This is a genomic window from Streptomyces sp. DG2A-72, from assembly GCF_030499575.1.
Taxonomy (GTDB): domain Bacteria; phylum Actinomycetota; class Actinomycetes; order Streptomycetales; family Streptomycetaceae; genus Streptomyces.
This window is the reverse complement of the sequence record NZ_JASTLC010000001.1, coordinates 5,760,752-5,774,489: the sequence shown is the minus strand read 5'-3', so window position 1 is coordinate 5,774,489 and position 13,738 is coordinate 5,760,752. Positions and strand designations below refer to the sequence as shown.

Genomic DNA, 13,738 nt, shown 5'->3' with positions numbered 1-13,738 from the left:
CCTCGGACAGGTGCGGGGCCTGCCACGTACGGGTACGAGCTCCGCCTCGGACAGGTGCGGGGCCTGTCCCGCCCGACCGCCCGTCCCGCCTCGGACGGCTGCTGCAGTTGTGCCTCGTACGAGTTACGTCGTCAACACATCGGCCACCCCCGCATGTTCGAGGATGCTCGACCGCCGCCCCTCAGCCCGCTCTCAGTGCCATCGTCATCGCCTCCACGGCCAGCAGCGGGGCCACATTGCGGTCGAGGGCGTCTCGGCAGGCGGCGATGGCTTCGATGCGGCGGAGTGTGGACTCCGGGGAGCCGGCGCGGGCGAGGCGCTGCAGGGTTTCCTCGGCGTCGGCGTTGGCGATGGCCACGCGGGAGCCGAGCTGGAGGGCGAGGACGTCGCGGTAGAAGCCGGTGAGGTCGGTCAGGGCGAGGTCGAGGCTGTCCCGCTGCGTACGCGTGCGGCGGCGCTTCTGCTTGTCCTCCAGGTCTTTCATCACGCCGGCCGTGCCCCGCGGCATACGGCCGCCCTGGGACGCGCCCATCGCCGCCTTCAGCTCCTCGGTCTCCTTGTCGTCCCTCTCGGCGGCGAGCTGCTTGGCGTCCTCGGCCGCCGCGTCGACGAGCTCCTGGGCGGCCTTGAGGCAGCCGCCGATGTCGTCGACCCGAAGCGGCAGCTTGAGCACGGCGGCCCGGCGCTCGCGTGCGGCCGGGTCGGTGGCCAGGCGGCGGGCGTTGTCGATGTGCCCCTGGGTGGCGCGGGCCGCGGCGGCGGCGACCGGGGGCTCGATGCCCTCACGTCGTACGAGCATGTCGGCGACGGCGTCGACCGAGGGCGTCCGCAGGTTCAGGTGGCGGCAGCGGGAGCGGATGGTGGGCAGCACGTCCTCGATGGAGGGGGCGCACAGCAGCCACACCGTGCGGGGGGCGGGCTCCTCGACGGCCTTGAGAACGGCGTTGGCCGACTTCTCGTTCAGCCGCTCGGCGTCCTCGACGAGGATGATCTGCCAGCGGCCGGTCGCCGGCGAGGTGAACGACTTGCGGACGGTGTCCCGCATGTCGTCGGCGAGGATCTGCGTGCCCACGGCGACCACCGTGCTGACGTCGGCGTGCGTGCCGATCAGTGTCGTATGACAGCCGTCGCAGAACCCGCAGCCGGGGGCTCCGCCGAGCGCGCGGTCGGGGCTGACGCACTGCAGTGCGGCGGCGAAGGCCCGCGCCGCCTGGATGCGCCCCGCGCCGGGGGGGCCGGTGAACAGCCAGGCATGCGTCATCTTGGACGCCTCGGGGGGCGGCGTGTCCGTGGCCGTGGCGGTGACCAGGGCATCGGCATCGCGAGCGGCGGCATCGAGCTGCGCGCTCACCTTCTCCTGGCCGACCAGGTCATCCCATACGGTCATGGGTCACCCCGCCCTTTCGTCACGGTCCGTGCTGTGCCACCCATTGTGGGGGGTGGCACTGACAACGGGGTTCCTGAGACTGTCGGGACAGCCGGGACTCCGGGACAGCCGGGACTCCGGGACAGCCGAGACGCCGGGACAGCCGGGAGCCCGCCTCGGGGCGGCCCGCCAGCCGAGCTCAGCGCCGCGGGCCGCGCCCCCCACCCCGCTCGTCGTCGAACTCGTCGTCCTCGCGCGGCCCCAGCAATTCGTCCGCCAACGTGGGCAGATCATCCAGCGGCGTCTCCTCGGCCCAGTCGGACCGCGCCCGCCGTCGGGGCGCCCCCTCCGCATCGACCTGGGGCATCTCGCGCGTACGGTCCTCGGTGCCGTCCGGCCGCGCCCCCGCCGACTCGTCCCGGAAGAACCCCGGCGGAACCCGGTCCGCCGGATCTTCCCCCTGTACGGGAGGAAGCGCCGCGGTCTCGTCCGCCGCACCGGGCGGCATCTGCGGAAGTACCGCAGTCTCATCCGCGGCACCAGGGACGACCGGCGGCAATACGGCCGTCTCATCGGCGGCACCGGGCGCCACCGGCGGCAACACAGCGGTCTCGTCCGCAGCCCCCGGAGCCACCTCCGGCTTGGGCAGCTCGGCCGTCACCTCGGACTCGCCGACACCGGAAGAACCAGCAGCGGCCTCCCCGGAAGAACCGGCCTCCGAGGAACCGGCCTGACCGGTCCCGCCCTCAGCCGCATCCCCCCGCACCGGGCGCAGCACAGCCGTCTCCTCAGCCGACCGCCCGCGCGCCGCTTCCTCCGGCGTCACGACCGGCGTAGGCACCGTCACCGCGTCCGAAGCCGCACCGCGCGCCGCATCCGAAGCAGCACCCGGCGTCGCTTCCCGAGCCCCACCCGGCGCCCCAGGAGCCGTCTCCTGCCGAGGCCCCGCCTCTGCCGCAGCCGCCGCCTGCTCCGCCAGCCGGCGTGCCTCCTCGGCGCGCAGCAGCGCCTCCTCGGCCTTCCGCTGCTTCTCCAGGCGCCGTGCCTCCGCCTCGGCGCGAAGCCGGGCCTCTTCCTCGGCCTGCTGGCGCCGCCGCTCCTCCTCGGCCTTGCGGCGGGCCTCCTCCTCGGCGCGCGCCTTCTCCTCGGCGAGGAGCCGAACCCGCTCCTCCTCCGCACGCCGACGCGCTTCCTCGGCCCGCTGCCGGGCCTCCTCGGCCTGCCGTTCGGCCTCGCGCCGCTGCGCCTCCTCCAACTCGCGCCGCTTGCGCTCCTCCTCCTCGGCGCGCAGCCGCTCGAGCTGTTCCTGGCGCTCGCGCTCCAGCCGCTCCTCCTCGGCCTTGCGGGCGGCCTCTTCCTCGGCCTTGCGCCGGGCCTCCTCCTCGGCCTTCCGGCGCGCCTCCTCGCGGGCCTGGATCTCGGCCTCGGACAGCGGCAGCATCTGGTCGAGCCGCGCGCGGACGACGGTCGTGACGGCCTCGGGCTCCTGGCCCGCGTCCACGACCAGGTACCGCCCGGGGTCGGCGGCGGCCAGCGTCAGGAAACCGGACCGCACGCGCGCGTGGAACTCGGCGGGCTCCGACTCCAGCCGGTCCGGCGCCTCGGTGAACCGCTCGCGCGCGGTCTCCGGCGAGACGTCCAGAAGCACGGTCAGGTGCGGCACCAGCCCGTTCGTCGCCCACCGGTTTATGCGGGCGATCTCGGTCGGGGACAGGTCGCGCCCCGCCCCCTGGTAGGCCACGGACGAGTCGATGTAGCGGTCCGAGACGACCACCGCGCCACGCTCCAGCGCGGGCCGTACGACCGTGTCCACGTGCTCCGCGCGGTCCGCCGCGTACAGCAGCGCCTCCGCCCGGTGGGACAGCCCCGCCGACGACACGTCCAGCAGGATCGACCGCAGCCGCTTGCCGACCGGCGTCGCGCCCGGCTCGCGGGTCACCACGACCTCGTGTCCCTTGGCCCGGATCCACTCGGCGAGCGCCTCGGCCTGGGTGGACTTCCCGGCACCGTCGCCGCCCTCCAGGGCGATGAAGAAACCGGACGCGGCGGGCACCGTCTCCGGGTCGTCACCGCCGAGCAGCGCGTCCCGCAGGTCCTTCCGCAGCGGCACACCGGAGCGGTCGTCGACCTTGGCCAGCACCAGCGCGGCCACCGGCAGGAGCAGCGCGCCGACCAGCATCAGCGTGAACGCGGCGCCGCCGTGCGCGAACACGAACTTGCCGTTCTCCAGGCGGTGCGGCCCGATGAGCGCCGCCACCAGCGGTGCGATCACCACGCCGAGCGCCACGAAAACCCGTACGACCGCGTGCAGATGCTCGGTCGTGCGCGCCCGCCGGTGGTCCTCGGCCTCCTGGTCGAGCAGCGTGTGCCCGGTGTTGGCGGCCACGCCCGCCCCCACGCCGGCCAGCGCGACGATGAGCAGCACGGTGGTCAGGTCCGGCACCAGCCCGGCGGCCAGCAGCGCGACGCCGGTGAAGGCGATGGCCAGCGCGAGCAGCCGGCGGCGCGACAGGGCGGGGAGCACCGAAGGAGCCGTACGGATGCCGACGACGACACCGCCGGTCAGCGCGAGCACCAGCAGCCCGTACGTCACCGGGCCGCCGCCCAGGTCCTTGGCGTGCAGCACCGACACGGCGACGGCCGCCGCGATCGCCGCGGCAACGGCGGCGCAGGCCAGCACCAGCAAGGGCAGCGCGCCAGTCCGGCCCCTGTCGACGCCATCGCCCGTCTTGGGCCGGCGCAGCCCTTCGAGCGGCGACCGCGCGCGCGGGGTGCGGGTGCCGGGCACCTCCAGGAAGGACAGCACGGACAGGGAGGCGGCGAAGAGACCGGCCGCCACATACGAGGCGAGGGCGGCCTGGTGCTGCTCGAACCAGTCGATTCCGGCGCCCAGCAGGTTGTTGAGCAGGCCCGCCGCGATGAGCGCGGCAGCCGCGAGGGGGATCGCCACGAAGGTCGTACGGATCGACAGGCGCCGCAGGGCGTCCAGGTGGTCCGGCAGCGGGCGCACCGTCGCCCCCTCCGGGGGCGGGGCCGGCAGCAGCGCGGGCGCCGCGCTCTCCCGGCACACCGTCCAGAAGCGCTCGGCGACACCGGTCACGAAGACGGTCACCAGAAGGACGGCCAGCGCGTCGTCCGGCGTCCAGTCGATCCACAGCGGCGCGACGATCAGCAGCGCGGCCCGCAGCCCGTCCGCGCCGACCATGGTCCAGCGGCGGTCGAGCGGACCGTCCTGGGACGTCAGCGAGGTGAGCGGGCCCAGCAGCACGGCTCCGAAGAGCAGCGTCGCGAGGATGCGCACGGCGAAGACGGTCGCCACTGCGAACGCCACGCCACGGTAGCCGCCGCCGAACGAGCCATCGGCGATGGCCACCTGGAGGGCGAGGACGACCAGCACCAGCAGCGCGAGCACATCACCGACTCCGCCCACGAGGTGCGCGCTCCACAAGCGTTTGAGCTGCGGTTGGCGCAGCAGTGCGCGGACGGCACGCTCGCGGGAATCCGCGACCAGGGTGTCGTCGGGGGCCGGGTGAGGGGCCGTTGGCTGCTCGGCTCGGGTCATGCATTCAGCCTATCGGCAGCCACCGACAGCCCGACGCGCCCGTCCGAACGTGCGCGCGCCCCGACACCAAAGCGTTGCCGGGGCGCGCCTTTTGCGAACCAGAAGTGAAGATACGGACGCTCACACGACGCGCGGTGAGCCTCAGTCCTCCGCCGAATCAGTCCTTCGCCGAATCAGTCCTTCGCCGAATCAGTCCTTCGCCGAAGACGCCGCCGAGTTCGAAGCCGTCGCCTTCTTGGCCGCCGCCGTCTTCGCGGCCGTCTTCTTCGCCGTCGTCGTTGTCTTCTTCGCCGCGGTCTTCTTGGCAGCCGTCTTCTTGGCCGGAGCCTTCTTCGCCGGGGCCTTCTTCGCGGCCGTCTTCTTCGCCGTCTTCTTGGCGGGCGCCTTCGCCCGCTTCTCGGCGAGCAGTTCGAAGCCGCGCTCCGGGGTGATCTCCTCGACGCTGTCGCCGGACCGCAGGGTCGCGTTGGTCTCGCCGTCGGTGACGTACGGCCCGAAGCGGCCGTCCTTGACGACGACGGGCTTCCCGCTGACCGGGTCCTCGCCCAGCTCCTTCAGCGGCGGCTTGGCGGCGGCCCGGCCGCGCTGCTTGGGCTGGGCGTAGATCGCCAGTGCCTCTTCGAGGGTGATCGTGAAGAGCTGCTCCTCCGACTGCAGCGAACGCGAGTCCGTGCCCTTCTTCAGGTACGGCCCGTAGCGCCCGTTCTGCGCGGTGATCTCCTGGCCCTCGGCATCGGTGCCGACGACACGCGGCAGCGACATCAGCTTCAGCGCGTCCTCGAGCGTCACCGTGTCGAGAGACATCGACTTGAACAGCGAGGCCGTACGCGGCTTTACGGCGTTCTTGCCGGTCTTCGGGGTGCCCTCGGGGAGCACCTCGGTGACGTACGGGCCGTAGCGGCCGTCCTTGGCGATGATCTGGTGGCCCGTCTCCGGGTCGGCACCCAGCTCGAAGTCCCCGCTCGGCTTGGCGAGCAGCTCCTCCGCGAATTCGACGGACAGCTCGTCCGGGGCGAGGTCCTCGGGCACGTCCGCGCGCTGGTGCTGCTCGGTGTCCTTCTCGCCGCGCTCGATGTACGGGCCGTAGCGCCCGACCCGCAGCACGATGTCGTTGCCCACCGGGAACGACGACACCTCGCGCGCGTCGATCGCACCCAGGTCGGTCACCAACTCCTTGAGGCCGCCGAGGTGGTCCCCGTCGCCGTTCCCGGCGTCAGCGGCACCGGCCGCGTCGCCCTCACCGAAGTAGAACCGCCTCAGCCACGGCACGGCCCGCGCCTCGCCGCGCGCGATGCGGTCGAGGTCGTCCTCCATCTTGGCGGTGAAGCCGTAGTCGACGAGCCGCCCGAAGTGCTTCTCCAGGAGGTTGACCACAGCGAAGGACAGGAAGGACGGGACGAGTGCCGTGCCCTTCTTGAACACATAGCCGCGGTCGAGGATCGTGCCGATGATCGACGCATACGTCGACGGGCGGCCGATCTCGCGCTCTTCGAGCTCCTTGACCAGGCTGGCCTCGGTGTAGCGGGCCGGGGGCTTGGTGGCGTGCCCGTCGACCGTGATCTCCTCGGCGCTGAGCCCGTCGCCCTCGCGCACCTGGGGCAGGCGGCGCTCGCGGTCGTCCAGCTCCGCGTTCGGGTCGTCGGCGCCCTCGACGTACGCCTTCAGGAAGCCGTGGAACGTGATCGTCTTGCCGGACGCGCTGAATTCGACGTCGCGGCCGTCGGCGGCGGTGCCACCGATCTTCACCGTGACGGAGTTACCGGTCGCGTCCTTCATCTGGGAGGCGACGGTCCGCTTCCAGATCAGCTCGTACAGCTTGAACTGGTCGCCGGTCAGTCCGGTCTCGGCAGGCGTGCGGAAGCGGTCGCCCGAGGGGCGGATCGCCTCGTGCGCCTCCTGCGCGTTCTTGACCTTCCCGGCGTACGTCCGCGGGGACGACGGCAGGTAGTCGGCGCCGTACAGCTGCGTGACCTGGGCGCGGGCGGCCCCGATGGCGGTGTCGCTCAGCGTCGTGGAGTCCGTACGCATGTACGTGATGTAGCCGTTCTCGTACAGCTTCTGCGCGACCTGCATCGTGGCCTTCGCGCCGAAGCCGAGCTTGCGGCTGGCCTCCTGCTGCAACGTCGTCGTACGGAACGGGGCGTACGGCGAGCGGCGGTACGGCTTGGACTCGACGGACCGGACGGAGAACTGCGTCCGCTCCAGGGCGGCGGCCAGGGCGCGGGCGTTCGCCTCGTCGAGGTGGAGGATGTTCGCGCTCTTGAGTTGTCCCAGGGAGTCGAAGTCACGGCCCTGCGCGACCCGCCTGCCGTCGACGGTCTGAAGGCGGGCGACCAGCGACGACGGGTCCGACGAATCCCCTGCGCGGCCGGTCGCGAAGGTGCCCGTCAGGTCCCAGTACTCAGCAGAACGAAACGCGATGCGCTCGCGTTCCCGCTCCACCACGAGTCGGGTGGCGACCGACTGGACACGGCCGGCCGACAGGCGCGGCATGACCTTCTTCCACAGGACCGGCGAGACCTCGTAGCCGTAGAGACGGTCGAGGATGCGGCGGGTCTCCTGGGCGTCGACGAGCTTCTGGTTGAGCTCGCGCGGGTTGGCGACGGCGGCCTGGATCGCGGCCTTGGTGATCTCGTGGAAGACCATCCGCTTGACCGGGACCTTGGGCTTGAGCACCTCCTGGAGGTGCCAGGCGATGGCCTCGCCCTCGCGGTCCTCATCGGTGGCGAGGTAGAGCTCGTCGGAGTCCTTCAGCAGATCCTTGAGCTTCTTGACCTGGGCCCTCTTGTCGGCGTTGACGACATAGATCGGCTCGAAGTCGTGCTCGACGTCCACACCGAGGCGGCGGACCTCGCCGGTGTACTTCTCCGGCACCTCCGCGGCGCCGTTGGGGAGGTCGCGGATGTGCCCGACGCTCGCTTCGACGACGTAGCCGGGGCCGAGATAGCCCTTGATCGTCTTCGCCTTGGCAGGCGACTCGACGATGACGAGTCGGCGGCCGCCGTGTGCGGTGTCGCTGGTCGGGGACAACTTCGCTCTTCTCTCCGGTCGACGCTGGGGTCACTCCCCAGGTCTTGGTTCCCGGGGTCGGGTCATGCTGACGCTGCGGAGTGTGACGGTACATCCCGCCCCCGTGTCAAACGGGAAAAGCCCGCAACGGCCACTCGAACGGTAACCCGACTCCCGCCATTCCTGCCGCCCGGAGTGCCCACCGGCCTTTTCGAACCTATCCGGAGGGTGACCTCCTCATTATCGAAGTCCCTGTCCCCGGGCGGTTCTCAGACGCGGGTGAAGCACCACGTTCCGAGGATCAGCGCGATCACCGCGGCGATGGTCGCGAGGGTCGCCGATGCGACGGGGCTCACACCGTGGGCGACGGGTTCGCGGTGTCGTACGCGCACCGCCGTCCACACCAGCAGTCCGCTGCCGAACAGGGCGAACACCACACCCGCGAAGATCGCCGGTCCGCTCTCCATGGCCCTTTGTGCCCCTTTTCTCCCGTCCACGCGTGCCCAGTGCCGGGAGGCTGACACGTGCGGACGGCGACCCGGCGAACCTCGGGTGAACGAGGGACCGGCGCGGCTGTGGATCATCCGCCGACGAACGCTGACCGGTCTCGGCCCGATCTCGACCGGCTCCGAACCGGGTTCCCAGGTCGACTCGATTTTGTCGCGGCACAACTTGATCGAGTTGTCGCTGCCCTTCTTCTGGCTCATTCCATTCGGCGCCGGAACAAATCCGTGCCCACTGACCGCAGGCCTCGTCCCTACGCCGGATCGAGGAACCCCTGTTCCACCAGCAGCCGGATCTGCGCGGGCGTGCGGTCGCGCAGCAGGACGGGGTCCTCGCCCATCAGTTGGGCGATGGCATCCAGGATGCGGCCCGCGCTCAGCGTGCCGTCGCAGACGCCCGCGAAGCCCGCGCCGACCGTGTCCACCTTGGTGGCCCGGCGCATACCGCGGTGCTGGCGCAGCACCACGTGCTCCGGGTCCTCGGCGCCGGGCAGCCCGACCTGCTCCTGGACGATCTCGGCGCCGAGCCGGAAGTGGCCTTCGAGCAGGTCGGCGTCGTCGTGCGTGCGCAGGAAGTCGAGGCGGTCGAAGTGCGCCCGGACCGTCTCACCGAGCGGCTGTTCGACCGGATGCGGCCACTCCTCGACCGTCACCGAGGGCACGGCCGTCCCCGTCCTGCGCAGCGTGATCCAGCCGAAGCCGACCGCCTTCACCTTGCGCGCCTCGAACTCGTCCAGCCACGCGTCGTACCGCGCCTGGTACTCGGCCGGGTCGCCCCGGTGGTCGCCGGCGTCCCTGAGCCACAGCTCGGCGTACTGCGTGACGTCCTGCACCTCGCGCTGCACGATCCACGCATCGCACCCGCGCGGCACCCACGACCTGATCCTGTCCTGCCAGTCCTCCCCCTCCACGTGCTGCCAGTTGGCGAGGAGCTGCGCGAACCCGCCCTCCCGCAGCCGTTCCCCCGCCCCCTGAACGAGCGAGCGGCACAGATCGTCCCCGCCCATCCCGCCGTCCCGGTAGGTCAGCCGCGCCCCCGGCGAGATCACGAACGGCGGGTTCGACACGATCAGGTCGTACGTCTCACCGTCCCGGACCGGCTCGAACAGCGAGCCCTCCCTGAGGTCGGCCCCCGGGGCGCCCGACAGCGCCAGCGTGAGCGCGGTGATGTGCAACGCGCGCGGGTTGACGTCGGTCGCCGTCACGCGCGTGGCGTGCTGCGCGGCGTGCAGGGCCTGGATCCCGGAGCCGGTGCCGAGGTCGAGGGCGGCGGAGACGGGCGTACGTACGGTGATGCCGGCCAGGGTCGTGGAGGCGCCGCCCACGCCCAGCACGACGCGCTCGTCCCGGCTGCCGATCCCACCGGCCCCGCCGACCGCGCACCCCAGGTCGGACACGATGAACCAGTCCTCGCCACCGGGCCCGCCGTACGGCCGTACATCCACGGTGGCCGCGACCTCGTCCCCGCCGATGGACACCAGCCACCCGCCCTCCAGGCACTCCGCGAGCGGCAGAACGTCCGCCACGCGCGCGTGCGGCACGGGCTGCTGCAACAGGAACAGCCGTACGAGCATCTCCAGCGGCGTGTCGCCGCGGGTCGCCCGGAGCGCGGGCACGGTTTCGCTCCGTGCGAGCGCCGCGTACGCGGGCGCGCCGAGCAGCTCGAGCAGTCCGTCGGCGGTGAAGGAGGCCGCGAGCAGGGCGTCCCGGAGGCGGGAGGTGATCTCGGGGCGGTCGATGGAGGGCAGCGAGGACAGGCTGGAGTTACTCACGCCCACATTGTGACCCGCACCGGGCCGCAAGGGCTCTGGGTCGGGCCTTGGTGGCGCGGCGATGGGCGCGCAGGCTCTGCGTCCGGCCGCGGTGGTGCCTCAGCTGTCAGTGGCCGAGGCCGACGCGGCTGCCTTCTTGCAGCTCTCCTGCTTGACCAGAGACGCCTTGGCGTCGCCCTCTTCCAGCTGCTTGAGCGCGGCGACCGCGTTCTTGCGCAGGGTCACCACGTCCTTCATCCCGTTCGACAGCTCATTGAGCCCGGACGCGAACTTCGCCTGGTCCTTCGTGTTCAGCGCATCGACCTGCTTCTTCAGGTCGGCGTAGGCCGTGGAGACGGCGTTGAGCTTCTTGACGGCGTCCTGCTGCTTGGTCGCACCGCCGTCGACACCCGGAGGCGCTCCGGCGTCCTGAAGGTGGGTCGCCCGCTCCTTGAAGCCATCGGCAAGGTCTCCGAATGACTTGGAATCGACCTTCTGGAGCTCCTCGGGCTCGCTGTCCGTGGCCACCTTGTTGATCGCGGCGTCGGCTGCGGCGATCTTCGCGTTCGGCGCCGTGGCCGTGTTGCAGATCTTCTTGGCCCAGGCGTCGAGCTCCTCGTTGCTCTCGTCGCCGCTGCATGCCGACAGCGCCAGTACCAGTACCGCACCGCCGGACAGTGCGGCCGCGAGCTTCTTGTTCACCGGTTTGGTCCCTTCCATGGCTCTCGGCCCCGGAACATACACGCCGGACGGGCGACAACTACACGCCGAAGGTCCACTAAGAACCCTTTTCATGTGATTTACACCAGAGAGAGAAGGGTCACGGCACAAGGCGTGAACACGCACGGGGCGGGCGGACGACGCGTCAATGCGCGCCGCCCGCCCGCCCCGTGAGCTGGGCGTCGTAAGACCGCCTACGAAACCACCGCGGGATCGGCCGGTTTGGCGACCCGTTCGGCGTTGCCTTCGTCACTCACGGCGATGCCGCGCCGCTTGGAGATGTAGACCGCGCCGACGATCACCAGCAGCGAGAGGACCGCGATCGCGATGCGGACACCGACGCTCTTGTCCTCGCCGTAGCTGAACTTGATCACCGCGGGTGCGATCAGCAGTGCCACCAGGTTCATGACCTTCAGCAGCGGGTTGATCGCGGGCCCTGCGGTGTCCTTGAAGGGGTCGCCGACCGTGTCGCCGATGACCGTGGCGGCGTGGGCCTCGCTGCCCTTGCCTCCGTGGTGACCGTCCTCGACGAGCTTCTTGGCGTTGTCCCAGGCGCCGCCGGAGTTGGCGAGGAACACCGCCATCAGCGTGCCGGTGCCGATCGCGCCCGCGAGGAACGCGCCGAGCGCGCCGACGCCGAGCGTGAACCCGATGGCGATGGGCGCCATGACGGCCAGCAGACCGGGCGTCGTGAGCTCCCTGAGGGCGTCTCTGGTGCAGATGTCCACGACCTTGCCGTACTCCGGCTTCTCCGTGTAGTCCATGATCCCGGGCCGCTCACGGAACTGCCGTCGCACCTCGTACACCACGGCCCCCGCCGACCGCGAGACCGCGTTGATCGCCAGCCCCGAGAAGAGGAAGACGACCGCCGCACCCGCGATGAGGCCGACGAGGTTGTTGGGCTGCGAGATGTCCATCATCAGGTTCAGCGGCGCGCCCTCGCCGGTCAGTTTCTCGCCGACGTCCCGCGCGCCGGTCGTGATCGCGTCACGGTACGACCCGAAGAGCGCCGATGCCGCGAGAACCGCGGTGGCGATGGCGATGCCCTTGGTGATGGCCTTGGTGGTGTTGCCGACCGCGTCCAGGTCGGTGAGCACCTGCGCGCCGGCGCCCGTCACGTCACCGGACATCTCGGCGATGCCCTGCGCGTTGTCGGAGACCGGACCGAAGGTGTCCATCGCGACGATCACACCGACCGTGGTGAGCAGACCGGTACCGGCGAGCGCCACCGCGAACAGTGCCAGCATGATCGACGTACCGCCGAGCAGGAACGCCCCGTACACGCCGAGGCCGATCAACAGGGCGGTGTAGACGGCCGATTCGAGGCCCAGGGAGATACCGGCGAGGACGACGGTGGCCGGGCCGGTCAGCGAGGTCTTGCCGACGTCCCGCACGGGTCGGCGGGTGGTTTCGGTGAAGTAGCCGGTCAGCTGCTGGATGACAGCGGCGAGCACGATGCCGATCGCCACCGCTACGAGCGCGAGGATCCGCGGGTCGCCGTCCTTGGCGGCGATGGTCGCGTCGGTGACGCCGTCGAGTTCGGCGTACGACGACGGCAGATAGATGAAGACGGCGATCGCGACCAGCACGAGCGAGATCACCGCGGAGATGAAGAACCCGCGGTTGATCGCCGTCATGCCGCTGCGGTCGGACCGGCGGGGCGCCACGGCGAAGATGCCGATCATGGCCGTGATCACGCCGATCGCGGGCACGAGCAGCGGGAAGCCGAGTCCGGCGTCGCCGAAGGCGGCCGAGCCGAGGATCAGCGCGGCAACGAGCGTCACGGCGTACGACTCGAAGAGGTCGGCCGCCATGCCCGCGCAGTCGCCGACGTTGTCGCCCACGTTGTCGGCGATGGTCGCGGCATTGCGCGGATCGTCCTCCGGAATGCCCTTCTCGACCTTGCCGACCAGGTCGGCGCCGACGTCGGCGGCCTTGGTGAAGATGCCGCCGCCGACACGCATGAACATGGCGATGAGGGCGGCCCCGAGGCCGAATCCCTCGAGCACCTTCGGCGCGTCGGCCGCGTACGCCAGCACCACACAGGAGGCGCCCAGCAGACCGAGCCCCACTGTGAACATGCCGACGACGCCGCCCGTGCGGAAAGCGATCTTCATGGCTTTGTGCGAGACGGCGGTGAGATCCTTTTCCGGCTCACCCTCCGCGGGGGTCGCCTCGCGCGCGGCGGCGGCGACTCGCACATTGCTCCGTACGGCGAGCCACATACCGATATAGCCGGTGGCCGCCGAGAACGCCGCACCGATCAAGAAGAACACCGATCGGCCGGCGCGCTGATTCCAGTCGTCCGCGGGTAGCAGCATGAGCAGGAAGAACACGACGACGGCGAATACGCCGAGCGTGCGCAACTGCCGGGCCAGATAGGCGTTCGCGCCTTCCTGGATGGCTGTTGCGATCTTCTTCATACTGTCGGTGCCTTCGCCGGCCGCGAGCACCTGGCGTACCAGGACACCTGCGACCACGAGTGCCGCCAGCGCGACGACACCGATGATCACCACGAGGATGCGGTTGTCGTCGGTCAGTACTGCGGCTGCGAAGGTAGTGGGATGGTCCAGCTGATGAGGGGTAGAAAGCCCCGCCATTCGTCCTCCTTGACGCCTGTGCTGAGCTCAAGATGTGGACGGATTCTAGGTACCCGGACCTGATCAAAACAGTGCGCGGTAAACGGAATTAGCCTTCACATGCTCTTCAGCAAATGATCGACGTCACGCCACACAACCCGAAAGCAGTAATGCCTCAAAGGCATTGACCCCTGCATTGACGCTTGATCGAATTATCAGGTGAATGATCGTGAATTCCTTCACGAATT

At 70.6% G+C, this 13,738-nt stretch carries 7 protein-coding genes; all 7 read right to left on the bottom strand.

The genetic code is table 11. The features are described from left to right. Positions 1-181: 181 nt before the first annotated feature. On the bottom strand, positions 182-1,387 hold the full coding sequence (locus QQY66_RS27575; protein WP_301982976.1) for a DNA polymerase III subunit delta': 1,206 nt from the start codon (positions 1,385-1,387) through the stop codon (positions 182-184). Between the two features lie 178 nt (positions 1,388-1,565). Next, positions 1,566-4,928: a dTMP kinase gene (gene tmk / locus QQY66_RS27570; RefSeq protein ID WP_301982975.1), complete on the bottom strand. Its 3,363-nt coding sequence runs from the start codon at positions 4,926-4,928 to the stop codon at positions 1,566-1,568. Between the two features lie 189 nt (positions 4,929-5,117). Further along, on the bottom strand, positions 5,118-7,958 hold the full coding sequence (gene topA, locus QQY66_RS27565; protein ID WP_301982974.1) for a type I DNA topoisomerase: 2,841 nt from the start codon (positions 7,956-7,958) through the stop codon (positions 5,118-5,120). Between the two features lie 248 nt (positions 7,959-8,206). Further along, the gene (locus QQY66_RS27560) at positions 8,207-8,404 is read right to left on the bottom strand and encodes a hypothetical protein (protein WP_301982973.1); all 198 of its coding nucleotides are present in this window, start codon (positions 8,402-8,404) and stop codon (positions 8,207-8,209) included. A gap of 290 nt (positions 8,405-8,694) precedes the next feature. Next, on the bottom strand, positions 8,695-10,212 hold the full coding sequence (locus tag QQY66_RS27555; RefSeq protein WP_301982972.1) for a class I SAM-dependent methyltransferase: 1,518 nt from the start codon (positions 10,210-10,212) through the stop codon (positions 8,695-8,697). Positions 10,213-10,311: 99 nt separating this feature from the next. After that, positions 10,312-10,911: a small secreted protein gene (locus tag QQY66_RS27550; RefSeq protein ID WP_301982971.1), complete on the bottom strand. Its 600-nt coding sequence runs from the start codon at positions 10,909-10,911 to the stop codon at positions 10,312-10,314. Positions 10,912-11,105: 194 nt separating this feature from the next. After that, positions 11,106-13,511: a sodium-translocating pyrophosphatase gene (locus tag QQY66_RS27545; protein ID WP_301982970.1), complete on the bottom strand. Its 2,406-nt coding sequence runs from the start codon at positions 13,509-13,511 to the stop codon at positions 11,106-11,108. Between the last annotated feature and the right edge of the window lie 227 nt (positions 13,512-13,738).